Origin of the sequence: Photobacterium arenosum (assembly GCF_014841115.1) — a bacterium.
GTDB classification, from domain to species: domain Bacteria; phylum Pseudomonadota; class Gammaproteobacteria; order Enterobacterales; family Vibrionaceae; genus Photobacterium; species Photobacterium arenosum.
In genome coordinates this window covers 65,429-92,015 of record NZ_JACYTP010000014.1, presented here as the reverse complement: position 1 = coordinate 92,015, position 26,587 = coordinate 65,429, and the positions used below count along the sequence as shown (strand labels likewise).

The window sequence follows — 26,587 nt, the reverse complement described above, 5'->3', positions numbered from 1 at the left end:
TGATAAACAAGGAAGAGCATAATAATGACAAAGCAACGTACCTTTACTCTGAAAAAATCGCTGATCGCTATGACATTCGCGGCAGCCAGTTCCGCGGCCAATGCCGGTGAAGTGGAAGTGCTGCACTGGTGGACATCTGGCGGTGAGGCGAAATCGGCCGCTGTGTTGAAACAAATGCTGGAAAAGCAGGGCGACAGCTGGAAAGACTTCGCTGTGGCCGGTGGCGGCGGTGAAAGTGCGATGACAGTACTGAAAACCCGTGCGGTGTCGGGCAATCCGCCGTCTGCGGCGCAAATCAAAGGTCATGACATTCAGGAGTGGGGCGATCTGGGCTTTCTGACTTCGCTGGATGATGTGGCTGAAGCTGGCCAATGGGATAAGGTGCTGCCAGCCGTGGTGACTAAAGTCATGAAATATAACGGCGACTACGTGGCCGTGCCGGTGAACGTGCACCGGGTGAACTGGCTGTGGGCCAACCCTGAAGTGTTCAAGAAAGCCGGTGCGACAGTGCCTGCCAACATGGACGAGTTTTTTGCTGCGGCCGAGAAGATAAAAGCGGCGGGCTTTATTCCTCTGGCGCACGGCGGCCAGCCCTGGCAGGACGCGACCCTGTTTGAAGCTATCGCGCTGGATATATTAGGTTCGCAGGACTATAACAAAGCGTTCGTTGACCTGGATATGGACGTGCTGTCCGGTCCGAAAATGGTCGAAACCTTCGCGACCTTCCAGCGTATGCATGACTACATTGACGATAACTCGCCGGGTCGTGACTGGAATATCGCCACCTCTATGGTGATCAATGGCGAGGCTGCCATGCAGATCATGGGCGACTGGGCGAAAGGTGAATTTGCCGCGGCGGGTAAACAGCCGGGTAAAGATTACATCTGCGCACCCGCGCCGGGCACAGCAAACCAGTTTACCTTCAACATTGACAGCTTTGCCTTCTTCAAACTGAGCAACAAAGACAACGAAGAGGCCCAGAAACATCTGGCCAAAACTATTTTGAATAAAGACTTCCAGGAAGTGTTTAACCTCAATAAAGGCTCGATCCCTGTGCGTCTGGACATGAACATGGACAAGTTCGACAAGTGTGCGCTGGATTCAATGGCCACCTTCAAAGCCTCGGCGCAAACGGGCGATCTGGTCCCAAGTATGGCCCATGGCCTGGCCACCACCAGCTATGTGCAGGGTGCGGTCTACGATGTGGTGACCAACTTCTTCAACGATACATCTGCCGATCCTAAACAAGCCGCGCAACAGCTGGCTCGTGCAGTAAAAGCAGCCATGTAACCCTGTCGGCGGGCTGGGAGCTCAGCCCGCCGGTTCACCTACGCTTTTTTACCTCTGCGGCGAATGAATCCGACGATTCATGCCCGGGCACGCGTGTGCCAGAGAGGTGATCATTGAGACGCAACCAGAATCAAGGACGCACTATGGAGCAAACCTTGTCGCTCACCAAACAGAAAGCGGCCCTGCCCAGCCTGGCGGACAGATTACAGAAATGGCTGCCGAAAATCGTGCTGGCGCCGACCATGCTGGTCACTGTGATCTGTATTTATGGCTTTATGTTTTGGACATTTTATTTGTCGCTGACCAACTCGCGCTTTCTGCCCAGCTTTAATTTTGCCGGTCTGATGCAATACGAGAAGCTGATGGACAACGACCGCTGGATCACCTCGGTGACCAATCTTGGTATTTTTGGCCTGATGTTTATGCTGATTGCGATTGTACTGGGGGTTGGTCTGGCGATTTTGCTGGATCAGAATATCCGCCAGGAAGGCGCAATCCGGACGATTTATCTCTACCCGATGGCACTGTCCTTTATTGTGACCGGTACAGCCTGGAAGTGGATTCTGAACCCCGGCCTGGGGATCGAAAAACTGATGCATGATTGGGGATTTACCGGCTTTGAATTCAACTGGCTGGTGGATCAGGACATGTCGATTTACACCCTGGTGATCGCCGCGGTGTGGCAGTCGTCGGGTTTTGTCATGGCGATGTTCCTGGCGGGCCTGCGCGGTATCGATTCATCGATCATCAAAGCGGCCCAGATCGACGGCGCCAGCATGCCTGTCATTTACTGGAAAATTGTCCTGCCGTGTCTGCGTCCGGTCTTTTTCAGTGCCGTGATTATCACCTCACACATTGCCATTAAGAGCTTTGATCTGGTCACCGCGCTCACCGCGGGTGGTCCGGGCTATTCTTCCGATTTGCCTGCGCTCTTTATGTACGCGCACTCCTTTACCCGTGGACAGGTCGGTTTGGGTGCGGCGAGTGCCATCATGATGCTGGCTGGCGTGCTGGCCATTCTGGTGCCTTATCTCTATTCCGAATTGCGGGAGAAGAAATAATGAATAAGCATTTCACTCTGGGCCGGATGGCGATTTACAGCGGACTGCTCTTTTTCTGCGTCGTGTACCTGATGCCGCTGTTTGTGATGGTCATTACCTCGTTCAAAACCCTGCCTGATATCAAAAGCGGCAATCTGATGTCCTTGCCGCAGGAGTGGGTGGGCTATGCCTGGCATAAAGCATGGTCCGGTGCCTGTACCGGCGTGAGCTGCGACGGTATCAAAGGCTATTTCTGGAATTCTTTCCAGATGGTGATCCCGGCGGTGGCGATTTCAACTCTGCTGGGGGCTTTTAACGGTTATGTGATCAGCAAATGGCGTTTTCGCGGCTCTCAGCTGTTTTTCAGCTTGCTGCTGTTCGGCTGCTTTATTCCGTTTCAGGTCATTTTGTTACCCATGGCTGCCTTGCTGGGCATGCTGGGGCTGGCCAACACCACAGCCGGTCTGGTGACGGTGCACGTGATTTACGGTCTGGCGTTTACCACACTGTTTTTCCGTAACTTTTATGTTGGCGTGCCCGATGAGCTGGTTAAAGCCGCCAAGTTGGACGGAGCCGGTTTCTTTACTATTTTCTTCCGTATTCTGCTGCCGCTGTCGACGCCTATCTTCATGGTGACAGTGATCTGGCAGTTCACCGCCATCTGGAACGATTTCCTGTTCGGCGTGGTGTATTCGGGGGCAGAAACCCAGCCGCTCACGGTAGCGCTCAATAACCTGGTCAATACCAGCACCGGAGTGAAAGAGTACAACGTCGACATGGCCGCCGCCATTATTGCCGCATTGCCAACGCTTCTGGTGTACGTGCTGGCAGGGAAGTATTTTGTCCGCGGTCTGACCGCGGGATCAGTGAAAGGATAACAAGCATGGCTACACTCGCTTTAAAACAGATTCGTAAAACGTACCGCAACGCCGAGATTGAGACCCTGAAGGGGATTGATATCAGCATTGATTCCGGTGAATTCCTGATCCTGGTTGGCCCTTCCGGCTGCGGCAAATCCACCCTGATGAATACCATTGCCGGGCTGGAAAATATCTCCTCCGGCGAGATTCTGATTGATGGTGTTGATGTCGCTCAGGTGGAACCGAAAGATCGTGATATCGCCATGGTGTTCCAGTCTTATGCCCTGTATCCCAATATGACGGTGCGGGACAACATCGCTTTTGGTCTGAAAATCCGCAAGCTGGACAAAGCGAGAATTGCGCAGGAAGTGGATCGGGTCGCCGCTATGCTGCAGATTGATCACCTGCTGGATCGCAAACCGGCGCAACTGTCAGGCGGCCAGCGCCAGCGTGTGGCGATGGGGCGGGCACTGGCGCGTCAGCCTAAGCTGTATCTGTTCGATGAGCCGTTGTCGAACCTGGACGCGAAGCTGCGGGTTGAAATGCGCACCCAGATCAAACGTCTGCATCAGCAACTGGGCACCACCATAGTGTATGTGACCCACGATCAGATAGAAGCCATGACCCTGGCCGATCGCATTGCGGTGATGAAAGACGGCGAACTGCAGCAACTGGGCACCCCTAAAGAAATTTACAACCAGCCCAATAACATGTTTGTCGCCGGTTTTATGGGCTCGCCGTCAATGAATTTTATTCAGGCCAAAGTGGAGCTCGACGCCCAGAACAAGCCGGTTGCCAGCGTGACAGTGGCGGGAGAGCCGCACCTGCTTGCCCTGCCCGCCGCGCTGCGTGAACGCGATGGCCAGTCGATTGTGATCGGGCTGCGTCCGGAAAACATCACTGAGCAGCTGGTGGAAGGCGAGGGCTGTACCACGCTGCCGCTGACGGTGGATGTGCTGGAACCGACAGGCCCGGACACCATTGCCATGGTCACCATGAACGGTCAGGAAGTGGCGTGCCGCATTTCACCGGACTATGAGGCTAAGGTCGGCGAAACCATGCCTTTCCACATCGATCTGTCAAAAGCGGTGTTTTTCGACGCGCAATCCCAGCAACGCATCATCTGATTTTTTGGGGAAGGCTCACTTGAGCTGTTTTGCCCGCACTGGTCTGCGCCAGAGCGGGCTTTTTTGTCTGAAATCAGTGTTGAAAACGCAAGACAGAGAAACACCGCACGGCACATGGCATTCATATTTTCAACGTCTGCCTGAGCAGATTGATAAGGAATCTGCTAGCCTCGCTGATTGAGGTAAAGCAGATAGAACAAACAAAACAGAGCAAGCAGACAGAGTCAAATAAGGAGCACAGAGTATGAAACCCCGAATCAGTGTCCTGACACTCGGTGTGGATGATCTGGAACAAGCGGTCAGTTTTTACCGGGATGGTCTGGGCTTACACACAGACGGCATTGTCGGCCAGGAATTTGAGCACGGTGCGGTAGCCTTTTTCGATTTGCAGTCGGGGCTCAGGCTGGCGCTCTGGCCGCGCAGCAGTATCGCACAGGATACTGGCTTGCCTCAGTCAGAGTCTTCACCCACAGGGTTTACGCTGGGGCACAATGTCGGTTCGAAAGCTGAGGTCGACAGTGTCATGAAACAAGCTGAATCTGCCGGTGCCACTGTGATCAAAACCGCGCAGGATACTTTCTGGGGCGGCTACGCCGGCTATTTTCAGGATCCGGACCAGCATGTGTGGGAAGTGGTGTGGAATCCGCATTTTCTGCCAGATGAAGAAGTATAACGATAACCAAGGATATACCCGTGAAACACATCGATAATGATGAGCAGTACTACAATCAAACCTTCGATAAGCTGTCGCTTTCTTTATATGAGTTTGCAGACGTTGAATTTGAAGACTGCGAATTCAACGACTGTAATTTTACCGAAGCCGTATTCAAAAACTGTAAGTTCATCAATTGCCAGTTTCATCAATGTAACCTGAGTTTGCTGAAGATCCCGCACACACGTTTTTTCGACGTTAGTTTTCTGGAATGCAAACTGGTAGGTATCGACTGGACACAGGCCAACTGGCCCTCGTTTAATATCGATCATGAATTGCGGTTCCGGAAATGCATTCTCAATGACGCTTCCTTTTTCGGCCTGACATTGAATGAGCTCAGGCTGGACGATTGCAAGCTGCACGATGTCGACTTCAGGGAAGGCGACTATAAAGACTCTGTCATGACCTTCTGCGATTTTACCCACAGCCTGTTTATGCGTTCCGATTTACGACGGGTCGATTTCACTGAATCCACCCATTACAACATTCACGTGCTCGACAATCAGGTTGAAGGTGCCAAATTCTCCCGTTTTGAAGCGTTACATCTGCTGGAAAGCTTGGGCATCGAGCTGGTGGACTAGCCTGGCTTGAGGGCGATTTTCAATCCACTGATTAGATGAAATGAGACAAACTGTTCACATTTTAATGTAACAAAAGTTATTGCAATCAGGTTTGTCGATGCAGATATGAAAATGGATGCATTATGACGCTTTTATGACAATGTGTTTTTTTCTTCGCTTTTATCATGTACCGCCTTTGAGGGTGGTTGAACGTTATCTGGCTGACACCGGACATGTCGGCCGTGGTTCATCGTCTGACGTTTGTTTTTTTGATGAAAGTTTGGAGAGAAAATGAAAAAGCACCTTGTTTTAACTATGTCATGTTTGATTGCAGCACTTCAGGCCGGTTCGGTTCTCGCAGCTGAGAATCCACACTGGAGCTATAGCGGGCACGATGGCCCCAAGCATTGGTCGACACTGGATCCTGAATTTAAGGTCTGTGCCACTGGCAAAAATCAGTCCCCGATTGATGTAACCGCTGCCGTTGCAGGCGCCCTAGCGCCGCTGGAAATCAGTTACCAGCCTTCTGGTGCCAGTGTAATCAACGATGGTCACACAGTGCAGGTCAATTATCAGACCGGCAGCTATATCACGCTTGATGGCGAGCCGTTTGAGCTGAAGCAGTTTCACTTTCACACCCCCAGTGAAAATCTGATCCGGGGTGAGTCTTTTCCGTTGGAAGGGCATTTTGTCCATGCTGATAAAAACGGCAGCCTGGCTGTGATTGCAGTGATGTTTAAAGAAGGCAACGCCAATCACGCACTGGCTTCGATCTGGCCGCACATTCCGGCACAGGTTGGGGCAACGGCGGCGCTGAAACAGCCAGTCGATGCCAGCCAGCTTCTTCCCGCACAACAGGATTATTATCGCTTCAGCGGCTCGCTGACCACACCGCCCTGCTCGGAAGGGGTGCGCTGGCTGGTGATGAAAGCGCCTCAGTCACTATCGGCCAGTCAGATAACCGAGCTGATGAAAATCATGAAGCACAGCAATAACCGTCCTGTGCAGCCGCTGAATGGCCGTGTGGTGGTGGCTTCATAAATTAGCATTTCTGGTCTGGAGACGGATAAAAGTGACAATAACCGGCCAGATGAACCGGTTATTGTCAGAGGTAAATCGTTATCGGCAGGGCTTGTTGCTGTGATTATTTGAGTACAGCTTTGATCGCCGCTTCGGCGCAGGCCACATCCAGGTGACCACCAGGCGCGCCACCTACTCCAATGGCCGCGACGACCTGATTATTGACATTAACGGGCAGGCCGCCAGCCAGGAACAGTAAATTGTCATCCATGTCTTTCAGCGGTGCCATCAGCGGCTTATCGTTCACCAGCGTCATCAGGTTCGCCGTCGGTTGCTTCATGCTGACCGCAGTGAAGGCTTTCTTGCGCGAGCTGTCCAGGGTGTGCGGTCCGGCATTGTTCTGGCGCAGTTGTGCCAGTACCCGGCCTGAGCGGTCAACCACAGTGGCAGTGACGGCATAGTTATCTTTGGCGCACTGCGCAACAGCGGCTTGTGCCAGTTCAAAAGCGGTGCCGGACGCAAGCTGGGTCTCGGTAACTGTGGTTGCTGCGGATGCAGACGCGGCGAAGACAGAGAATGCCAGGCAAAGCTGAGGTGCGAGAGTTTTCATGTCATATCCTTTGATGGGATGGGGGAATGACGCTACTTTACTGGGTCTCAATTGCCGCAGACTTGCCCGAAGATTACCAAACTGTAATCATCAGGCCATGATCCGTCATGGTATTATCTGTGGTTTGGCTAACACGGGCGCACTCAGGAATAAGCATGCATATCTTGGTGATAGAAGACGAACCCTCTATTCGTGAGTTTGTACGGCAGGGGCTGGAAGAGCTGGATTTTCAGGTCACAGTGTGCGCCGATGGCAAGCTGGGGTATCAGCTTGCCAGCCAGGAAAGTTATGATTTGATCATTCTTGATTTGATGCTGCCCGTCATGGATGGCATGGCGATTTTGCGGCAATTACGGGGCGAAGGGCATTCAACCCCGGTGCTTATTCTCAGTGCCCGCCATTCGGTCGATGAACGGGTGCTGGGGTTACAGTCCGGTGCCGATGATTATCTGGTCAAGCCATTCGCGTTTGCCGAGCTGGCGGCTCGCTGTCAGACTTTGCTCAGGCGTCAGAGCGCGGCTTCAGGTACGGATGTCCTCAGTTATCAGGGGCTGACGCTGGACTTATTGTCGCGGGAAGCCCGGCGGGACGGCGTGCTGATTGCATTGAAACCCAGAGAGTTTTCTTTGCTGAAATTGCTGATGACCCAGCCGGGGCGGGTGCTGTCAAAAACCGTGATTCTGGAGCAGGTCTGGGGCTTTCAGTTCGACCCGCAGACCAATGTGGTGGATGTACTGGTCTGCCGTCTGCGCGCAAAAATCGACAAAGGCTATGCGACGCCGCTGCTGCACACAATTCGCGGAGTGGGTTATGTGCTCAGACATCAGGGCTGAACAGGCTACACGTGGTGCCCAGCGTGCACTGTTCCGCCGTTTTTTGCTGACATTGTTGGTCTGCTTTTTGCTGATAGTGACTGTGATGGCGCTGGTACTGACTTGTCAGCTGGATTATCAGGAAAGGAAGCTGCTCGAATCGTACGGGCAGGAATACCAGCGCATCCTCACTTTTGAGTCAGATACTAAATTCGAGCACGTGGTGGTCAGTAATCCCAACCGACTGATTGAAAACGCCGTCAGTGTATCAAAAGAGACGATTACGGGTCAGCTTGAATGGGTCAGTGGCGCAGAGCTGACAGTATTGCCAGACGGCCCCTCGGCCTACCGGTTAGCGAATCGTTTGTGGTATCACTTATTCAGTGATGCCCCTTATCTTACTCTTGAACTCAGCGGTAAACCGGCCCGCTACTGGCTGGTAATGGATGGTGGCCCGCGGCGCAGTCAGTTACTCAGGCAGGGCAGTTGGCTGATTGTGGCGCTGGCTGTTATGGTTGCTGTGATGTCACTGGTGGTCTGGCAGTTACTGAGTCGCACACTCTTGCCTTTGCATAATCTGGCCAAAAGCGTGGATCAGATCAGCAACGGCTCTTTGGATGCCATGCTGGATACTGATCTGCCGCCTCCTGAAGCCAAAGGGCAGTTCGGGCAGCTCAGCCGGAGCGTGCAACAGGTGATGAATCGCCTGAAGGAGGCCGTCCGGGGAATGGATAATACCGTGGATGCGATTGCTCATGATGTCAGAACACCGCTATCCCGTATCATACTGACCACAGAAGCCGCGCTCAGCGAACACAGCGGCAAACAGGAGAGTGAGCAGTCACAACATAAACTGGCCGCCGCGTTATCAGACTGTGCGGAATCAGCACAGAAAGCCAGTCAGATGCTCACTACCCTGATGCGTATTCATGATGAGCAGGTCGGCCGTCATCCCTGCCAGTTGGCGTCGGTTAATCTGGCATCGTTACTGGCCGAAGTCGCCGCCTGGTATGAGGAAGTGGCCGAAGATGCCGGTATGACGCTGAATGCGTCGGCCCTTCAGCCAGTGCTACTGCAGTCCGATCCCAAACGCCTGACACAAATCGCCGTTAACTTGCTGGATAACAGTCTGAAATACAGTCAGCCTGGCGGTGAAATCACTCTGCTGTGCGGCGAAGAGGATGATGCGGTGTGGTTCAGTGTCCGGGACCAGGGGATCGGGATTGCACCAGCGCATCAGAGCCTGATTTTCCAGCGCCTGTACCGGGTTGAAGCGAGCCGTCATCAGCCCGGCTACGGTCTGGGTTTGCCGTTCGTAGCGGCTATGGTTAAGACCTTGCAGGGACATATCACACTGGATTCAGCGCCGGGCAAAGGCAGCCGCTTTACCGTCCGGCTGCCCAAAGCGCTGGCAGCTGGAGCTATCAGTCCCGCTCAGGAGAAAAATCTGGATTAGCCACACGATGACCGCGATCCAGAGCAGCGATATCGGCAAGATCGGTGGCGTTCAGCGTCAGTGAGTCTGCCTTCGCAATAGTCTTCGCAATAGTCTTCGTGAGAGACAGAGCTTTTCTGCAATAAGATCCAGAAACGTTCAGGTTTCGGTGCTGTCACCTGTGCCATATCCTCAATACTGTAGCCCCTCTCAAACAAGTGGCTTGCACCTTCCCGTCGTAAGTCGTGGTAACGCCAATCCTCAATCCCGAAGCTGTTCCTGACACGCTGAAAGCAGCGAGGACTTTAAGGGGTTAGCTAAACGTTTTTCTTGCTTGGGGAGTGGCGATCCCCAGGGACTAATCCAAAAGCAGTCATATTAAAACCCGTGGCCACAATGTGGACGCACACTAGTTTTAGTCAAGTTAAAACAGCAGCTTACACTTAAAAGTAAGGCCCATTGTGGGCCTTTACGCGTTTAGTGGCTGGCTTTTGATGGCTCTCTGAAATAGGAATTCCAGTAATACAGCGCATAGTTAGCACCAACCCAGCACATCAGCAGGGTCGCGACGCTGATTTCGATCACGCCTGCCAGGTTGAGGTATTTTGACAACGCATGATCATCCGGCAGCCACTCAGTCAGCCGGTGCATAGCCACGGCGCTGATCACCGAAGGAAAGGTAATCGCTGCCATAGAAGGCTGGAACCTGTATTTGAGGATGTCGATATAGCACAGGTAGACGAAGATCGTCATCGTGATGCCAATGCCTGCCAGCGCACCGGTAAGAATAGGATCGGGGCTTGCCAGATTCGTCAGGTACGCCGTCAGCGACAGGTTCACCGGGGCGGCCATAATGGTCAGAGTGGGGCGAGCGACCCGGGGCAGGCGACCGGCAAAGCACAAGCGGTACAGCACCACGGGCAGCATAAAGAAGTAAATTGCCACACAGACATTGGTCATAAAAATGGAAAATTCAGCGTGACCGAGTTGTGAGCCTGCCAGCGTGCCACTGATAGCGCCAACGGGATAAAGGAACCAGCTCGGATACAAATGTATCATGCGGAATTTATTAATCTGAAAACTGAAAAACAACATCATCATGGTGAGGTGCAATACCAGTGCCGGATACCACAGAATACGGGCGCTGGCAGGGTGAACACCTGCCAGATAATCGGCCAGCACCAGCATTGTCATCGACATAGGCGCCATCAGGCTGCCGTACAGCGGATGGTGCAAATCTGAAAAGAACAGCTTGGGATTGAGCAGGTATTTCATCACCACAGGAATGAGCAGGCAGGCGCCGATCAGCGCACAAACAGAGCGGACTTGGATACCGAATTCAGGATAAAACAGTGACCAGGCAAGCCCGGTGCCTGTAATGGCCAACGCCAGAGCTGCCTGGGCGGTGGGGACCTGAATAAATGCTTTGCCGAGTGCCACAATTTCTCCTCTTTTTCTGTCCTGCTAGCGGGTGTTGACCCTGAAGTTAAGCGGAGGATTCTACACTATATAGTGAAAAAAGGATGCTGCTTGCTGACTGTTATTGAGCGGTTTGCCAGTCGTTTGGGCTGCCTGTGAAAAGCGGATACTTGTCAGGAAAATTTATCCGAAAATCGCTGCAAAAGTTGCGAAATACAGGATTTGATCCCATAGTAATAGTGAAGCGTGTGAAGTGAGAGAGTTTCATGCTCTAGCTTCTGGAGGATTAAGCTGTTCTTCGATACTCTCATGTTCCTGCTTCTTGGTTGTTTCCGGCTTCAGAGGACGCAACCGCTAAAGCACCAAGACACTAAGACGGTGAAAACTTAGTGTTACAATTTGGAATGCAACAACACAAGACAATTAGTACTTCTTCGCCAAATAACCAGAATGCTCGATTGAAATGAATGACGATTATCGAGTACGGCATACTCAACGTAATGAGTGGCGAAGCCCGCGTTAAGAAAGGCCCTCAGTGTGCTGAGTAGGTAGACTGAAGGTAGTAAAAGAGTACACAAGCCGCACGCAACGTGCGGCTTTTCTTTTGCGCGTTATGGCTGGAAATTGCCATCAAATACCTGTTTTCACTTGTCTTCAAACAAGAACACAATGAGTCGCGCGGGCCATGCGCACTATAGGCGAGAAATCGCAGTTCTTGAAATGTCACGATGCTGGTGGCAGCAGGCGCGGGCGAACAGAAAAAAATGAAAAAGTGTCGTGCCAAAGCCATGAAAAGGGTCATCTCCATTCGCACCCGCCAATGGAGATGACGGAGTAAAGTCCCAGATCTTCGGGGTTCAGATAGTGAGATCTTTGATCTTGTCGCTTGGCCCATTCTTCTGTACCGACTTTATACCGTTGTCAGCACCGGACTTGGATTTGTACATCTCACTGCTGCCAATAACCTGGTGGTTCTTGGCCTTGAGATTGAAGTGGAATTGACCGTTTGCGGCTTCTTTTAGTTCGTACTGCTCAGCATTGGGAGAATTCGTCTGAACAGACTTGATCCCGTTATTGGCTGCCGCCTTGGTGGTATACATTTCACTTTTGAGGATAACCTCGCCATTCGCCGCCTTCAGTACAAAATAAATCTGATCATTTTTTGCTTTTTTCAGCTCATAACTGCCCATGTCCAACTCCTTGTTGTGTCGTGAATTTAGATAAAGATTAGTCCTGTTTTCACAAAAAAGAGTGATATTTGTCGTAAACAAGTCCGTTTCGAATTGTCAACTGAAAGGGCTTATGCGCGGCACTGCTTTTGGATCGCTGAAGCCGATACTCTTTAGTACATTCTCCGGCAAAAAAAGATTCATAATTTTGACGTAAAAGGCATTTGCATTTTTTAAACGACTGTTTTGGAAAGAAGAAAAAAGTTTATCCACAAAAACAGTGGGTAACTTTGGGGATGACGGGTGCCGTAGTCGGCGATTATTTCATCGGTTGAGTAAGGGTATTGAGGGTAAGCGTAATATTGGCTTTTCCGGTTCTCTAAGTGTATCGATTAGCGGGTTTTTATACTTGTTCTACACTTGTAATCAGTCGTTTTTCAACAAGATGAGGATAGTCGCATGAAATTAACGGCAGTGCTGGGAACCGCAGCGATACTGGCAGGTGTACTTATGGCACCGGTTGCGGTTGCCGATGAAGGCAAAGCAGTGCGTTATAAAGTAGATGGCGCTGAGTACGAGGGTTACTACATTTCACCGGCCAAAGATGCGCCGCTGGTATTGATGATTCATGATTGGGATGGCCTGACCGATTATGAAGTTAAACGGGCGCAGATGCTGGCAGATAAAGGGTATGCGGTGTTCGCGGCTGACTTGTTTGGTGCCGGTGTTCGTCCGGAGAAAGTGGAAGACCGGAGGAAGCTGACCGGCGAGCTATATCAGAACCGCGATAAAATGCGCAGTCTGATGCAAGGGGCGATTGCACAAGCCAGGCAGATTGGCGGCAATACCGCAAATGCGGTGGCAATGGGATATTGTTTCGGTGGCACCGCAGTATTAGAGCTGGCCCGCTCCGGGGCAGACATGAAAGGCTTTGTCAGTTTCCACGGTGGCCTCGATACACCGGAAGGCCAGAATTACAGCCAGACGAAAGGCAATGTACTGGTGTTCCATGGCGCGGCCGACACCTCGGTGACTATGGAGGATTTTGTCAATTTGAATAAAACGCTCGAAGGCGCAGGCATTGACAATGAGATGATAGTTTACAGCGGAGCACCTCATGCTTTCACTGTTTTCGGATCGGAACGTTACCGTGAAGACGCCGATAAAAAATCCTGGCAACGTTTTCTGGAATACCTGAGTGAACAGCGGTAACTTATTGCTCTTAAATTAATTTCTGTGAAATAACAATAATGGGGCAGAATGTTCTGCCCCGCCGATTGAGGGCTTTCTATGTTATGTGTAACAACACCGGATGTGGCACATCGTCCCATTAAAGAAGTACTGGGGACTGTCAGTGGCAGCGTAGTGCAATCCAAGCATGTCGGCCGCGATATTATGGCGGGCTTCAAATCCATTTTTGGTGGGGAAATCCGTGGTTATACTCAAATGCTGGTGGAGGCCCGTGAAGAGGCCTTGCACAGAGCCATCGCTGAGGCTGAACATATGGGAGCGGATGCCATTGTGAATATGCGCTTTACAACCAGCACTATCATGCAAGGGGCATCTGAGATTTTGGTGTACGGCACAGCGGTCAGGCTGAGCTGATCTCGTTTTACCTTCCTATTGAGTTCCGATTCTGGCTAGTTTTGCCCGGCCAGAGGCGTACACTTAGCGCATGGATGAAGAGTGGCGTGATTTACGAAATTGCGTCTGCGTAATACAGGCTGAGTGTATGAGTTTATCGCCAACCCAGTGTCAGCAGGCCAGACTGGCCAAAGATCCCCGTTATGACGGGCTGTTTTTTACTGCGGTGAAAACCACCGGCATATACTGCCGTTCGGTATGCCCTGCGCCTGCACCAAAAGAAGTGAATGTGGAATACTACCGCACCGCTATTGAAGCGGCTCAGGCTGGCTACCGCCCTTGCCTGCGCTGCCGTCCGGACAGTGCTCCTGGTTCCCCGGCATGGCTGGGAACCGGGGCGACAGTGCAGCGTGCTTTGTCACTGCTGGATGAAGGGGCATTGATGTCTCAGTCCACCGAGTATCTTGCGGCTCGCCTGGGCGTGAGCGACCGTTATCTGCGTCAGTTGGTGACCCAGGCCACAGGGCTTTCTCCCAAAGCTTACAGCCTGTATCAGCAATGCCTGATGGCAAAAAAACTCCTGCATGAAACCCGGTTGCCCGTCACAGAAGTGGCGTTTGCCAGTGGTTTTCACAGCGTGCGCCGGTTCAACGACTGTTTTCAGAAGCAATTTTCGCTTTCACCTTCCCAATTGCGTAAACAGGGTAGAGCCGAACAAGGGGCGGGGCAGGGCATTCGCCTGCAACTGGCCTACCGGCCGCCTTACGACTGGCGACAGGTGCAGGGTTTTTATGCCGCCCGGCTTATTCCCGGGCTGGAGTGGCAAACAGAAAACAGCTACGGCCGCACTTTTTATTCGCGTACAGGTGATGCGACGGGACATTATCAGGGACACTTTACTGCAACTCACTGCCCTGAAAAATGCTGTTTCGATGTAGATATTCAGATTGATAACCTCAGTGGGCTGATACCTGTGATCCGAAACATCCGTCGCTGCTTAGACCTGGACGCAGACAGTGAGCGTATCGCAAACGCGATTTGTCAGGCGACCCTGTCCATGCCTGCCTCACAACCGGATGCAGGCATACGCCTGCCCGGTATCTGGAGTCCGTTTGAAGCCGGTATGCGTGCGGTATTGGGGCAACAGGTATCGGTGAAAGCGGCGCGGAACCTGGTGGAAAAACTGGTCACGCTGAATCCGGACAGCGGCGAGGATCTCAAGTATTTCCCCACGCCAGCTCAGGTGCTTGAGATGGATTTACAACAACTTGGTATGCCACAGAAACGCAGGGAAACCCTGAAAAATCTGGCCGGTTTTGCCCAGACACACCCGCTCGGTATGGACGCCCCTGAGAAAGAAATGCTGGCGCTGCCCGGGATTGGCCCCTGGACGGTCCATTACATGCGCATGCGGGGCCACAGCGATCCGGATATCTTTCTTTCCGGTGATCTAGGGGTGAAGAAAGCGCTGGCAGCGCTGGAAAAACCGGTTCATGAAACGGCCGCCGCACCCTGGCGCAGTTATCTCACTTTGTATCTATGGAGTTTGTTATGACCTCAACCACGACGCGGGCTGTCCAGCGATTCCGGCAACGGATTGATACACCGATTGGCTGGCTGGCCGTGGTCGCCGATCATCAGGCCATCACGACCATTGAGTTCGACGCACAGCCCGCCCCTGACGATGTCAGTAACGACGTCACCGAGTTGGGTGTGCAGCAACTGAACGAGTATTTCGCCGGTCAGCGCAAGCACTTTGACTTACCTCTTTCCATGCCGGGCACCGCTTTTCAGCGCGAGGTCTGGCAGGCACTCACGGATGTGCCTTTTGGTGTCACCTGCTCTTATTCAGATGTTGCGCTGCAAATCGCCCGGCCTAAAGCCGTCCGTGCCGTGGGCGCCGCAAATGGTAAGAACCCGATACCCATAGTGGTGCCTTGCCACCGGATTATCGGCCGCTCCGGTACCCTGACAGGTTATGCCGGCGGGGTGGATAAAAAACGCTGGCTGCTTGAGCATGAAGGATTAAGTATCAAGGCATAATTTACAATGTAAATGGGGCGGTGCTCGCCCCTTATGTTGTTTTTACGCGGCTTTTTATTCAATGAACTGCATGTCTGGTTCAAAAAACGAGAAAATTTTCCAACTTCTTGGCAAGTTTGGTCTTGCCAATCCGGTAACATACTGATTTATAAAGCGCTGGTTATTGGCGCGAAAATTGCTGGAATCCCTGAATTAAACAGCATTAAATCAAGACGAGCGTCAGTATGGCAGATCCAATTTTTCCTTACCCACCCCGGCATTCCATGTTCTGGGATGACCACCAGTACACCTACGATGAAGCAAAAGCCTTGTATGAACAGGGAACAGTTGCCCGTTTCTGTACCAGAGAGTCGTATTTTTATAGAAGGTTAAAGAGAAATGGAACAGGTTAGCAGACCAACAACGAAAGTTCAGGTACCAACTGAAACTGAAGTTAAAGAACTATATGAAAAAATAAACTCGGATCCGGATAAAATTGAATGGGAAGTGGTCGCTTTTCAACAGCCTTATCCGAGTCGGCGTAAATATTATGTGATGTTGATGACGTTAATGTTAAATTTGATTATATTTTTTCTCATTTTAATTGGTGAATCATTTGATGTTATGAAAGCTATCACCGATGGTTTTACTTGGTTCATGCTTGGTGGTGTGATATTTATAAGTTTAACAGTAGGGAAAATTACTTTATTTCCCAGGTTTCGCCATCACTACATTTTAAGCCGTTATGGCCTTATTACTGAAGATCATGTTCATTCATCAAAAATAGGCAATGCTATCCTAAGAAAGTTGCTGGCTGTTGCCGCTGTTGGTTCACTGGCGGCGGTATTTATCATTGGTCCGTCTGCACTAGTAGGGTTTGCCGGGCTGGGTGTGACCTGGCTGGTATTGAGCGGAACGAATCTAGATAAGTATTTGTTGTCGCAATGTATTAGTACGCATGATGAGATATTTTTCTTAAGGGAGCATGATGATCATGATGAATCAAGAGACTATTTTTTAATTTATCATCGTGGATATATATTCGAAGAGCCTGAAGAGTCCGTTATTGAATTAGAGCAATATAAGGTTACATCAACCGACATTTATTGCTTACAAGGTGACAAACAAAAAATTATGAATAAATTTAATGAGTTTTTCCCTTATGGGAAAATCCCAAGTGATAAGAAGGACTTATTTAAAGGGGCAGCGAGGTTTTTACCACCTCAGGAAATCATGGATCTAGAAACACAGACCTCACCGTATCGAGATGATATAGAGAAATACAGTTAATTGTTGGGTAGGGACTTGAGCATGGATGCTTTCATCAGGCCAGACGTTAAAGCAAGTGTACCAACAGAAACCGAGGTTAAAAATCTATATGAAAAAATAAATTCGGATCCGGATAAAATTGAATGGGAAGTGATAGCTTTTCAACAGCCTTATCCGAGTCGGCGTAAATATTATGTGGCATTGATGACAATAATGTTAAATTTGATTATATTTTTTCTCATTTTAATTGGTGAATCATTTGATGTTATGAAAGCAATCACCGATGGTTTTACTTGGTTCATGCTTGGTGGTGTTATATTTATAAGTTTAACGGTAGGAAAAATTACTTTATTTCCCAGGTTCCGTCATCACTACATTTTAAGCCGTTATGGTCTGATTACTGAAAGTCATGTTCATTCATCAAAAACAGGTAACGCTATCCTCAGAAAGTTGCTGGCTGTTGCCGCTGTTGGTTCACTGGCTGCTGTATTTATCATTGGACCGTCGGCGCTAGCGGGCTTTGCCGGGCTGGGTGTGACCTGGTTGGTATTGAGCGGAGCAAATTTAGACAAGTACATGCTGTTACAGCGCATCAGTACGTATGATGATATCTTTTTCTTAAGAGAGCATGATGATTCTGATGAACCAAGGGATCTCTTCTTATTATTTCATCGCTTTATGAAATTCTCAGAAACAGAAGATAATGAGATTGAGTTTAAGGAATATAAGTTTTTTTCGACACAGATATACTGTCAACAAGGGGACAAAGATAAAATTATCTCTATGATTAATGGTTTATATCCTTATGGTCAGATACCGAGTGATAAAAAAGATATTTTTGATGAACTGTATGAATATGTGCCACCTCAGGAGATTAAAGACTTAGTCGCACAAACCTCGCCGCATCGTGATGCTGAGCAATGCAGTTAATCGTTTTCTTCATTGAAAAGCGCCCTGTCAGTGAACAAATTGACAAGGCGCACATGATACCAACATGTTGTCTCAGCTTTAATGGATCAACCCTTAGCCGGCTCTGCATCCGGTAAAGACAGCACCAAAATGGCGGCAAAGACCAGGAAGCCTGTCATCATCATGAACACATCGTTATACGCCATGATGTAGGCGTCGGTTTGCATGCTTTGTGCCAGGCTGGCTTTGGCTTTCAGCATCGCGGTTGTTGGATCTGTACCCTGTTGCAGATAATGCCCGGCTTGCTGTGCCAGTTGATGCCACGCGTCATTACTGACGCTGGGTAAGCTTGCCTTGATGTGAGCCAGATGTTCCCGCGCTTTGTTGTCCAGCATGGTGGCTATCAGTGCGATGCTGAAAGCGCCGCCCAGGTTACGTAACACATTGGTGATGGTCGAGGCATCCGGTGTCTGGTGCTTTTGTATGGTCTGCATCGCGACCAGCGACAGCGGCACAATGATAAAGGGGCTGCCAATGGCTCTCAGTAACATCGACAGTATCATCTGCTGTCCGCCAAAATCCTGATTCATATGGGTATTCACATAACAGCTGATGCCGAACATGATGAAACCAAATGCCACCAGAAACTTGGGCTTAACAACTTGCGTCAGTTTGGGGATCAGAGGGAAAAGCAATAATTGAGGAAACCCCATCCACATCAGTACTTTCCCGATCTCCAGCGCGTTGTACTGATGGATCTGCGTCAGATACATGGGCAGAACAAAAATGGAACCCAGCAGTGCCATGCCCAGGATCAGATAAGCCAGCCCTGACATTGCAAAGTGCGGATTAGTGAGCAACCTCAGGTTCACCAGGGGTCTGGGATGCCGCAGTTCATTGATAACGAACGCCACTAAGCTCAGAACGGCGATAACGGTTAGCCCTATGATAAAGTGCGAACTGAACCACTCCTCTCGGTTTCCTTCTTCCAGCATGACTTCCAGACAGCCTAAGCCGACCGCCATGGTCGCGATGCCAGCCCAGTCGGCATTTTTCAGGCTGCTGATATTCATTGGCTGATCATCCAGACCATAGCGAAGCATGGCCAGCATCAGCAAAGCCGGAGGCAGGTTGATGTAAAAAATGTAATGCCACGACAGATGCTCGGTCAGCCAGCCACCCAGAGTCGGGCCGATAGACGGCGCGAAAGTGGCCGTGACGCCGAACATCGCCATACCTATAGCCCGTTTATGAATCGGTAACAGCTGGACCACCAGTGAAAACGCCATTGGAATCAGCGCGCCGCCACTGAAGCCCTGCATAGCGCGAAAGGCAATCATTGAACTCATACTCCAGGCGATGGAGCACAGCAGCGAAGACACAGTGAAAATCACCGTTGTGCCAATCAGGTAGCGGCGTGCCCCCAGTGCCGTTGATAACCATCCGCTCAGGGGAATTGCGATCATTTCCGCGACCAGATACGAGGTGGAAATCCACGAGCTTTCATCCAGGGTGGCGGACAGCGCGCCCTGAATATCTTTCAGGGATGAGTTGGTGATCTGAATATCAAGGATCGCCATAAACGCGCCCAGCATTCCGCCCAGCAGGGCAATCCAGTGCCGGAGCGGGACGTCATTCTCGGAGCGCTGATCAAGGGCTGGATTTGTCTGAGGCAGGGCCTGTTCACTCATGAGCGACCTCAACACTTGCCAGTGTTTCAGCTCCCTGCGCTGACTGTGAGCGGGTATCTATGGTCGCAACCACAGACAGGCCCGGCAGTAGCTGACCGGCGAGCTGCTCAGGGTGTGGGATCACAATTTTGACCGGCACCCGCTGAACAATTTTGGTGAAGTTGCCCGTGGCATTCTCGGGCGGCAGTAAGGCAAACTTTGCCCCGGTGGCGGGCGAAAAGCTGTCGACAACACCGTCCAGAGTCTGGCCCGGATAGGCATCCAGCTCAAATTCCACATGTTGTCCCTGATGAATACTGGCAAGCTGAGTTTCTTTAAAATTGGCTTCAATCCAGACTTCCCGGGTAGGCACCAGACTGAGCAGCGGCATGCCCGGCTGGACATACAGTCCGATCCTCAGGCTGCGTTTGCCGACAATACCGTCAACCGGGGCATAAATACGGGTGTAACTGAGATCGAGCTCCGCCTGTTTGACCTGCACCATGGCTTCCTGTACCGAAGCTTCCGCCTGACCTTTCTGGCTGTTCAGGACCAGAAGCTGATCTTTTGCCGCCTGCAGGCTGGCCTTTGCGGCTTCTAGTTCGGCAGCACTGACTTTCAGGTGTGAGCTGGCATCGTCGACTTCATCCTGAGACGAATAGTTTTTTGCCAGCAGGGAACGGGCGCGGCTGTCTTGCTGCGTTGCACGTTCCAGCTCTGCCTGCGCCGAGCTGACCTGGCTGGCCGACTGGCGAATCACGGTTTTCTGCAGCGCAAACTGGGCATTAAGGTGGGCGACTGCAGCTTGTGTCACAACCAGGTTGGCCTTGGCCTTTTCCAGCGCGGCCTGATAGTCACGATCGTCAATGGTGGCCAGCAGTTGCCCTGCTTCGACTCTGTCGTTATCGCTGACATAGGTTGCCTGGATATAGCCGGCCACTTTGGGGCTGATGTTGGTGATCTCACCCTGTAAATAGGCATTGTCTGTGGTTTCAAAATAGCGGCCGTAGCCGTACCAGTAACTTCCCACCGACACGGCGATAAGACCCAGCGTCAGCGTTGCAATAAGAGGAAGGCGTGAAGATGTTTTTGAGGCTTGCTCGGTCATGAGAATTCGTATTGTTGTGATTTATGTTTGGGGCATGAATTGTAAAAAATTATGAATTGGTTTATTAGATAGGAAAAATCGAAAACACTGTTGCGGATTTTTCACTAATGGTGATGTTGCGGGTCGCATTGTTGCTGACAGCTTTCTGATTAATGGGTAGTGGTATGGATTTAAATGCAATGGTGATGTTCGCTCAGGTGGTCGAATGCGGGAGTTTTACGCAGGCCGCTGAGGCGATGGACATTACGAAATCGACAATCAGCAGGAAAATAGCGGATTTGGAGAAAGATCTGGCGGTGCGCCTGCTTACCCGCAGCACCCGCAATCTGGTGCTGACCCATGAAGGGGAAGCGTTTTATCAGTCGTGCCGTCAGGTGGTCGAAATTGCGAGCCAGGCTGAGCTTGAAGTGACGGCAAATCAGGATTTGATCAGAGGCAGGCTGAATGTGGTGATGCCAGTCGAGGTCGGCCAGAAAGTGTTTGGCAAGAGCATCAACGCGTTTTTGAAACAGTATCCGCATGTCAGCCTGCACCTTGAATTGAGTAACCGGGAAGTTGATCTGATTGCTGAAGGGATCGATCTGCATGTGCGGGTGGGCGACATTAACGATTCCGGTATGGTGGCAAGACCGTTTCATTCGTCGCGGCGGATCCTGGTTGCCAGCCCTGACTATCTCGCGCTGAACGGAAACATTGAGTCGCCTGTAGACTTGGTTGCACCTCATCATCAGATCAAGATCTACAATGCCGTGAAGATACCGCATTGGGCACTGGAAAAAGATGGACATCAGGTGCAGATTGAACTGCCGTACCGTTTCATGGTGAACACTATCACCTCGGCAATGTCAGCCTGCCTGGACGGACTGGGTATTGCCTTGTTGCCGGAGTTTATCTGTCGGGAACACATTGACCGTGGTGAACTGATACAGATACTGCCAGGCTGGGTGTCGCCGGTTGTGCCGATCAGCTTTGTTTACCCGCAGCGGGATTTGATACCGAACCGGCTTCGTCTGTTTATTGATTACTTGCTTGAGCGCTTTGAAGTGATCACCAGCGTTGCCGATAGCCAAGAGTAATCGCCACATCCGGGCTGTTATCCATATTGAATACATTTTCAGTGAGGACCAGCTCCAGCACGCTGGTGGGAAAATGGTAGCGGTATCCTGCCAGAATCTCGTTTGAGGCTTGTGACAGGGCCGAGGTGGCTTCTGACACACCTTCGTAAAAATGGTATTCCAGCAACACTCTGTGAGGGCCATTGAACTGATACTGCCAGCCTGCAGCTGCAGCATAGGTCAGCGTGTTATAAGGAATGAGTGCCGCCGGATTATGGCGATAAACTCCGCCAAACATGGCGTGAAAGCGATGGCGGTCCAGGTGATAGCTGTAATTAAGCTGTAAAGCCTGCTCCAGGTTATGGTTATGGAACGGGCCGGAGTCTACATAGTTGTAATACAGGGAGGCGCCGATAGAAAGGGCTTCCCTTGGGCGATCCAGTATCTGCCAGCCGCTGTACAGGGTCAGTGTTCGTGTCAGCGTTTCGCCTTTGAAATCTGAATACTCCACCCCGTATTCAGGGATAGAAATATCAAAGCTGTGCCTGGGCACATCCTCACGGCCGTTCAGGCTTATGCCGAACAGGTTATGAAAACCAAACGTCAGGTTATCTAAGTGGCTGTCCAGAGCAATTCGCCAGCTGGCGTCCAGCTCCAGTTGCCAGCCGGCTGTGACTTGCCACATTAATCCGGTGCTGAACGTCGACTGATAGTAGTCGGCCCGGTACTCAGGGGTTTCTGCCCAGATACTGGCCGTGGCCGCCGTGGCGTAAAATTCCAGTGACTCTTCGGGTAACGCAAAGCCGCTCCTGAGCTGCGGGCTCAGGCTGTTGGACTGGAGGGGCGATTGGGCATAGGTTTTCAGCGGCCCGAAATCCTGCGGACTTGGCGGCGCTGCGAAGGCTGTGTGCCAAATAGACAAGCCAATGACGAGAGTGCCTGTTACTGCCGGATACTGAAAGCATATCATTCATTTCTCCGGGTGCCGGATAATCCGTTTTTTATCGTGCCTGATTGCTATCGTATACCGCTAAGCTGTTGTGCAATATAACCAATCTGTCACTATAGTCATGGGATAAATTTAGTCATGAGATAGATACAGTCATCAGATAAAGTCAGGATTAAATTTACTTGCGATAAGAGCAGTATAAGTTAAGTCTTGTGTGCAATTTGCCTCACAATTGCAACCCTCAGGCGGAGAACGCTGAACGCTATCTGATTGACTACACTGAGACTATAGAAGCAGGCACTCAGTCATGAGTGTTTTTCGAGTTTTTGAGCAGCATGCTAGTGTACCGGTTGGCACTCTAAGTTGTTGTCCCGGTTGTTCCATTCTGACGTGCAATACCTGTTTATGCATTTTTTGGAGTGACAATGAAAATTGGTATCCTTTCCCGTAATTCAAAGCTGTACTCAACCCGTCGTCTGATTGAAGCCTGCCGTGAGCGTGGGCACGAGGCACAGGTCATTGATGCGCTGCGCTGCTACATGAACATCAATTCCGACCAGCCTTCCATCCATTCCAAAGGTCAGGATTTATCTGGTTTGGATGCGATTATTCCGCGCATCGGCGCCTCGGTCACTTTCTATGGCTGTGCGGTATTGCGCCAGTTTGAAATGATGGGCGTTTTTCCTGTCAATGAATCTGTGGCGATTACGCGCTCACGGGATAAGTTACGTTCACTGCAATTGCTGTCGCGCAAAGGGGTCGGGATGCCTATAACCGGCTTTGCCAGTAAACCGGACGACATTGGCGATTTGCTTGAAATGGTGGGCGGCGCACCTGTGGTGATCAAACTGCTGGAAGGGACGCAAGGGATAGGTGTGGTACTGGCCGAAACCCGCAAGGCGGCAGAAAGTGTGATTGAAGCTTTTCTGGGCCTGAAAGCGAACATTATGGTGCAGGAATACATCAAAGAAGCCGGCGGCGCGGATATCCGCTGTTTCGTGATCGGCGATAAAGTGATCGCCGCGATGAAGCGCCAGGGCGCTGAAGGGGAGTTCAGATCGAATTTACACCGGGGCGGTTCGGCGTCATTGATCAGGATTACTCCGGAAGAACGTAAGACGGCAGTGCTTGCCGCTAAGGTGATGGGGCTGCGCGTAGCCGGTGTGGATTTGCTGCGTTCTCAGCGCGGGCCGCTGGTGATGGAAGTGAACTCCTCCCCAGGTTTGGAAGGGATTGAACAAGCGACTGGTAAGGATATCGCGGGTATGATAATCAAATACATAGAATCAACCGCAAAACCGCAGAGGACGCGCACCAGTGGCAAAGGCTAGATTAAACAAAGTCATCGAATTTATTGGCACCGAAGTGCCGCCAGGACAATCAGCCACCATAGATTTAGAAGCTGCTCAGCTATATACCCATTCACCTCTGCACATTCCGGTTCATGTGGTGAACGGGCGCTATCAGGGGCCCGTATTGCTGGTCAGCGCTGCTATTCATGGTGATGAGCTCAATGGTGTGGAAGCGGTCAGGCAACTGCTGAATAAAGTGGATCCGTTGAAATTGCACGGTACTTTAGTGGCTGTTCCCGTTGTTAATGTGTTCGGATTTATTCATAAATCACGCTATTTACCTGACCGACGCGATCTCAACCGGTGTTTTCCCGGCTCTGAACGTGGATCAACGGCCGCCCGTATGGCCTACCAGTTCAGTGAACACGTCGTTAAAAAGTGTACGCATATTATTGACTTGCATACAGGGGCGATTCACAGAGGGAATCTGCCCCAGGTGCGGGCAAATCTTGACGATGAAGCAAGTGCCGAAATGGCGCATGCTTTCGGCACCCCTGTGATTCTGGATGCCGCTATTCGTGATGGCTCACTACGGGCGGTAGCGGATGCGGCAGGTATCCCGGTTATCACCTACGAAGGCGGGGAAGCGTTGCGGTTTGAGCCGCTTGTGATTGCTGCGGCGGTGAAAGGGATAGTGAGTGTCATGCGGATGCTGGGAATGATACGCCGGGTAAGCCGGAAAAAAGAGCAGGCATCGCCTTTTATCGCCCGCTCCAGCAGTTGGGTGAGGGCTGAGCAGAACGGAATAGTGCGCTGTGTGGTGGCACTCGGTGAGCGGGTAACCAAAGGGCAGGTGCTTGCCTATATCAGTGCCCCGCTCGGCCATGGTGAAGACACTATGGCTGCACCCAGAGACGGCATCGTTATTGGCCAGCAAATGCTGCCGTTGGTCAATGAAGGGGACGCGGTTTTTCACCTTGCTTATTTCAATAAAGGGGCAAGTTCAGAAGTCGAGCAACAAATTGAATCGTTTCTTGATGAAGTCAGCGATGAAGTTGATATCACCTGATGGGATGTTGAGCTAACCACTCTTATTTTTGCGCACGGGAGGCGCACCTTATGGTCAATTCGGAAACCGCTACAGATTGGTTTATTGATGGTTGGCAGTTAGGGGATACACCGCGTCAACTGACGCTTGAAGATTGCGAGACGCTGGAGAAAGACTGCTGGTATCACTGCCAGCGTGATGCCACCGGGCTGAAGCACTGGTTGTCCAAAGTGGGCGTGCCACCGTCACTGACTTCAGCTTTACTGGCGGATGATACACGTCCGCGCTTCGAGCTGTTGGGGGAGGAGACTTTCCTTCTGATACTGCGAGGCATTAATCTGAATGAAGGGAATAACCCGGACGACATGCTAAGTATCCGGTTTCTCTATTTTAAAGGTTGCCTGATCTCTACCCGTAAATACCCGTCACGGGCAATTGCTGAGGCGCGGCGTCAGTGTGAAGAAGGCAACAGTCCGCCGAGCTTGTTGGCCATGCTGGCAACCATTGTTGATAAACTGAACCGGAATATTGAAACCTTTCTCGACCCGATTGAAGAAGATATTGAATATTACGCAGAGCATCAGGATGAAGCTGATAGCCAGTCACTGGCTCACCTGAACAAACGCTTGCTGAAAATTCGCCGCTTTCTGACTCCCCAGCGCTATGCACTGGATGATTTGCTGCATTCGGAAATGGCGAGTTTGGAATCGTTGCGTATGCCCTTGCTGAACTGCCGTGATCTTGTGGTACGGATTAACGAGTCGATTAACTTTTATATCGACCAGATCCAGGTCATCAATCAGCACCTGGGCCAGATGCAGTCTGAGAAGGTAAACCGAAACACGTATCTTATTTCGATGATCTCTATTATTTTCCTGCCTATCAGTTTTCTTACCGGCTTGCTGGGCGTTAATATTGGCGGCATGCCTGGTGTGGATTCATCCACGGCATTCTGGCTGTTTTGTATCGCTTTAATAGTGGTTACCGTGTTTGAGATTATTTTGTTCAGAAGGATGAAATTTATTTAATGATAGAAGCCGTTCTACAAAGTCGGTTGGCTTATAACCTGTTTATTATTCTGGCTTTTCTGATTGTTTACGCGATTGCAAAACGTGTCATCAACTTGTGGCTGACCAGGCTGGGTAAGACCAAGATGGTGAGTGAAGCCAGAGTGCGGTTTATCTCTCGTGTTTTATCGTCCGTGGTGTTTTTCGTGTTGTTCAGTGTGGCGGTGATCAGCCTGGGGCTGGGATACAGTGACATTTCACTGTTTTTCTCTTCGGCCTTTGCCGTGCTGGGTGTCGCCCTGTTCGCGCAATGGTCCATGCTGAGCAACGTGACGGCGAGTGTGTTGATCTTTTTTGTGTTTCCGTACCGTATTGGCGATCGGGTCAAAGTAGTGGATAAAGACGATGATATCAGTGGGGTGATCAATGATATCACCATGTTTCATGTGATTATTGAGCGCACAGATGGCAGCCTGGTCACTTATCCCAATAACATCATTTTGCAAAAACCAGTGATTAAGCTGACTCAGCTGGTGGTAAACCCTAAGCCGGACAATGAGCAGCCTGAGGCAGTTGATACACCACAGGCAAGCACGCAGCAGCCAATGCAGCAGTAACCA

Annotated in this window: 27 protein-coding genes and 1 pseudogene; 21 read left to right on the top strand and 7 right to left on the bottom strand. The window is 51.0% G+C overall.

The window, feature by feature from the left end; genetic code table 11:
* Positions 1 to 69: 69 nt before the first annotated feature.
* From IFO68_RS18240 to IFO68_RS18210, 7 genes are all read left to right on the top strand, one after another.
* A complete protein-coding gene (locus IFO68_RS18240; RefSeq protein ID WP_375713913.1) occupies positions 70 to 1,290 on the top strand; it encodes an ABC transporter substrate-binding protein in 1,221 nt (406 codons plus the stop codon).
* Between the two features lie 143 nt (positions 1,291 to 1,433).
* Positions 1,434 to 2,351, top strand: a complete 918-nt coding sequence (locus tag IFO68_RS18235) for a carbohydrate ABC transporter permease (protein WP_192017245.1) — start codon at positions 1,434 to 1,436, stop codon at positions 2,349 to 2,351.
* On the top strand, positions 2,351 to 3,208 hold the full coding sequence (locus IFO68_RS18230; protein ID WP_192017244.1) for a carbohydrate ABC transporter permease: 858 nt from the start codon (positions 2,351 to 2,353) through the stop codon (positions 3,206 to 3,208). Before IFO68_RS18235 ends, IFO68_RS18230 begins: the two co-directional genes overlap by 1 nt.
* A gap of 5 nt (positions 3,209 to 3,213) precedes the next feature.
* Positions 3,214 to 4,317, top strand: coding sequence for an ABC transporter ATP-binding protein (locus IFO68_RS18225; protein ID WP_192017243.1), 1,104 nt, complete (start codon positions 3,214 to 3,216; stop codon positions 4,315 to 4,317).
* 244 nt (positions 4,318 to 4,561) lie between these two features.
* A complete protein-coding gene (locus IFO68_RS18220; protein ID WP_192017242.1) occupies positions 4,562 to 4,990 on the top strand; it encodes a VOC family protein in 429 nt (142 codons plus the stop codon).
* Positions 4,991 to 5,010: 20 nt separating this feature from the next.
* Complete coding sequence (locus IFO68_RS18215; protein ID WP_192017241.1) at positions 5,011 to 5,610, top strand: pentapeptide repeat-containing protein; 600 nt, start codon at positions 5,011 to 5,013, stop codon at positions 5,608 to 5,610.
* A 270-nt stretch (positions 5,611 to 5,880) separates the two neighbouring features.
* Positions 5,881 to 6,630, top strand: a complete 750-nt coding sequence (locus tag IFO68_RS18210) for a carbonic anhydrase (protein WP_192017240.1) — start codon at positions 5,881 to 5,883, stop codon at positions 6,628 to 6,630.
* 103 nt (positions 6,631 to 6,733) lie between these two features.
* Here IFO68_RS18210 and IFO68_RS18205 read toward each other — a convergent pair whose 3' ends face one another.
* Positions 6,734 to 7,219 (bottom strand): GlcG/HbpS family heme-binding protein, encoded by a 486-nt coding sequence (locus IFO68_RS18205; protein WP_192017239.1) that lies wholly within the window; start codon positions 7,217 to 7,219, stop codon positions 6,734 to 6,736.
* Positions 7,220 to 7,374: 155 nt separating this feature from the next.
* Here IFO68_RS18205 and IFO68_RS18200 point away from each other — a divergent pair, with 155 nt between their 5' ends.
* A complete protein-coding gene (locus IFO68_RS18200; protein WP_192017238.1) occupies positions 7,375 to 8,052 on the top strand; it encodes a response regulator in 678 nt (225 codons plus the stop codon).
* A complete protein-coding gene (locus tag IFO68_RS18195; RefSeq protein ID WP_192017237.1) occupies positions 8,030 to 9,487 on the top strand; it encodes a sensor histidine kinase in 1,458 nt (485 codons plus the stop codon). The genes IFO68_RS18200 and IFO68_RS18195 overlap by 23 nt, the downstream gene beginning before the upstream one ends.
* Before the next feature lie 133 nt (positions 9,488 to 9,620).
* Here the strand turns inward: IFO68_RS18195 and IFO68_RS21915 are convergent.
* The 3 genes and pseudogenes from IFO68_RS21915 to IFO68_RS18185 all read right to left on the bottom strand — a co-directional run.
* A pseudogene (locus IFO68_RS21915) lies at positions 9,621 to 9,759 on the bottom strand (site-specific integrase); the annotation flags it as partial.
* A 184-nt stretch (positions 9,760 to 9,943) separates the two neighbouring features.
* Complete coding sequence (locus IFO68_RS18190) at positions 9,944 to 10,909, bottom strand: TDT family transporter (protein WP_192017285.1); 966 nt, start codon at positions 10,907 to 10,909, stop codon at positions 9,944 to 9,946.
* Positions 10,910 to 11,742: 833 nt separating this feature from the next.
* Positions 11,743 to 12,075, bottom strand: coding sequence for a YegP family protein (locus IFO68_RS18185; RefSeq protein WP_225445318.1), 333 nt, complete (start codon positions 12,073 to 12,075; stop codon positions 11,743 to 11,745).
* Between the two features lie 438 nt (positions 12,076 to 12,513).
* On the opposite strand from IFO68_RS18185, the gene IFO68_RS18180 reads away from it, so the two are divergent.
* The 7 genes from IFO68_RS18180 to IFO68_RS18150 all read left to right on the top strand — a co-directional run bounded on the left by IFO68_RS18180 (position 12,514) and on the right by IFO68_RS18150 (position 17,859).
* Complete coding sequence (locus tag IFO68_RS18180; protein WP_192017236.1) at positions 12,514 to 13,266, top strand: dienelactone hydrolase family protein; 753 nt, start codon at positions 12,514 to 12,516, stop codon at positions 13,264 to 13,266.
* A gap of 78 nt (positions 13,267 to 13,344) precedes the next feature.
* Positions 13,345 to 13,659 (top strand): YbjQ family protein, encoded by a 315-nt coding sequence (locus IFO68_RS18175; protein ID WP_027251258.1) that lies wholly within the window; start codon positions 13,345 to 13,347, stop codon positions 13,657 to 13,659.
* A 127-nt stretch (positions 13,660 to 13,786) separates the two neighbouring features.
* Positions 13,787 to 15,193, top strand: coding sequence for a DNA-3-methyladenine glycosylase 2 family protein (locus IFO68_RS18170; RefSeq protein ID WP_192017235.1), 1,407 nt, complete (start codon positions 13,787 to 13,789; stop codon positions 15,191 to 15,193).
* Positions 15,190 to 15,681 (top strand): methylated-DNA--[protein]-cysteine S-methyltransferase, encoded by a 492-nt coding sequence (locus IFO68_RS18165; protein WP_192017234.1) that lies wholly within the window; start codon positions 15,190 to 15,192, stop codon positions 15,679 to 15,681. The genes IFO68_RS18170 and IFO68_RS18165 overlap by 4 nt, the downstream gene beginning before the upstream one ends.
* Before the next feature lie 33 nt (positions 15,682 to 15,714).
* Entirely contained in the window at positions 15,715 to 16,053 is a 339-nt protein-coding gene (locus IFO68_RS18160; RefSeq protein WP_192017233.1) for a hypothetical protein, read from the top strand.
* A gap of 6 nt (positions 16,054 to 16,059) precedes the next feature.
* Complete coding sequence (locus tag IFO68_RS18155; RefSeq protein ID WP_192017232.1) at positions 16,060 to 16,950, top strand: succinate dehydrogenase/fumarate reductase transmembrane subunit; 891 nt, start codon at positions 16,060 to 16,062, stop codon at positions 16,948 to 16,950.
* Positions 16,951 to 16,971: 21 nt separating this feature from the next.
* Positions 16,972 to 17,859 carry a hypothetical protein gene (locus IFO68_RS18150; protein WP_192017231.1) on the top strand — a complete coding sequence of 296 codons (888 nt, stop codon included), beginning with the start codon at positions 16,972 to 16,974 and terminating at the stop codon, positions 17,857 to 17,859.
* An 86-nt stretch (positions 17,860 to 17,945) separates the two neighbouring features.
* Here the strand turns inward: IFO68_RS18150 and IFO68_RS18145 are convergent, their stop codons facing one another.
* On the bottom strand, positions 17,946 to 19,529 hold the full coding sequence (locus IFO68_RS18145; RefSeq protein WP_192017230.1) for a DHA2 family efflux MFS transporter permease subunit: 1,584 nt from the start codon (positions 19,527 to 19,529) through the stop codon (positions 17,946 to 17,948).
* The gene (locus IFO68_RS18140) at positions 19,522 to 20,616 is read right to left on the bottom strand and encodes an HlyD family secretion protein (protein WP_192017229.1); all 1,095 of its coding nucleotides are present in this window, start codon (positions 20,614 to 20,616) and stop codon (positions 19,522 to 19,524) included. The genes IFO68_RS18145 and IFO68_RS18140 overlap by 8 nt, the downstream gene beginning before the upstream one ends.
* 164 nt (positions 20,617 to 20,780) lie before the next feature.
* Between IFO68_RS18140 and IFO68_RS18135 the strand changes: the two genes are divergently transcribed.
* Entirely contained in the window at positions 20,781 to 21,692 is a 912-nt protein-coding gene (locus IFO68_RS18135; RefSeq protein WP_192017228.1) for a LysR family transcriptional regulator, read from the top strand.
* On the opposite strand, the gene IFO68_RS18130 is transcribed toward IFO68_RS18135, so the two are convergent.
* Complete coding sequence (locus tag IFO68_RS18130) at positions 21,664 to 22,641, bottom strand: DUF3187 family protein (protein WP_192017227.1); 978 nt, start codon at positions 22,639 to 22,641, stop codon at positions 21,664 to 21,666. The two genes, IFO68_RS18135 and IFO68_RS18130, sit on opposite strands and share 29 nt — an antisense overlap.
* Before the next feature lie 404 nt (positions 22,642 to 23,045).
* Between IFO68_RS18130 and rimK the strand changes: the two genes are divergently transcribed.
* Genes rimK through IFO68_RS18110 form a run of 4 tightly spaced genes read left to right on the top strand, consistent with a single transcriptional unit; the run spans position 23,046 to position 26,584 of the window.
* A complete protein-coding gene (rimK, locus tag IFO68_RS18125; protein ID WP_192017226.1) occupies positions 23,046 to 23,951 on the top strand; it encodes a 30S ribosomal protein S6--L-glutamate ligase in 906 nt (301 codons plus the stop codon).
* Complete coding sequence (locus IFO68_RS18120; protein WP_192017225.1) at positions 23,938 to 24,981, top strand: succinylglutamate desuccinylase/aspartoacylase family protein; 1,044 nt, start codon at positions 23,938 to 23,940, stop codon at positions 24,979 to 24,981. The genes rimK and IFO68_RS18120 overlap by 14 nt, the downstream gene beginning before the upstream one ends.
* 50 nt (positions 24,982 to 25,031) lie before the next feature.
* A complete protein-coding gene (locus tag IFO68_RS18115) occupies positions 25,032 to 25,988 on the top strand; it encodes a CorA family divalent cation transporter (RefSeq protein ID WP_192017224.1) in 957 nt (318 codons plus the stop codon).
* The gene (locus IFO68_RS18110) at positions 25,988 to 26,584 is read left to right on the top strand and encodes a mechanosensitive ion channel family protein (RefSeq protein WP_192017223.1); all 597 of its coding nucleotides are present in this window, start codon (positions 25,988 to 25,990) and stop codon (positions 26,582 to 26,584) included. Before IFO68_RS18115 ends, IFO68_RS18110 begins: the two co-directional genes overlap by 1 nt.
* The last annotated feature ends 3 nt before the right edge of the window (positions 26,585 to 26,587 follow it).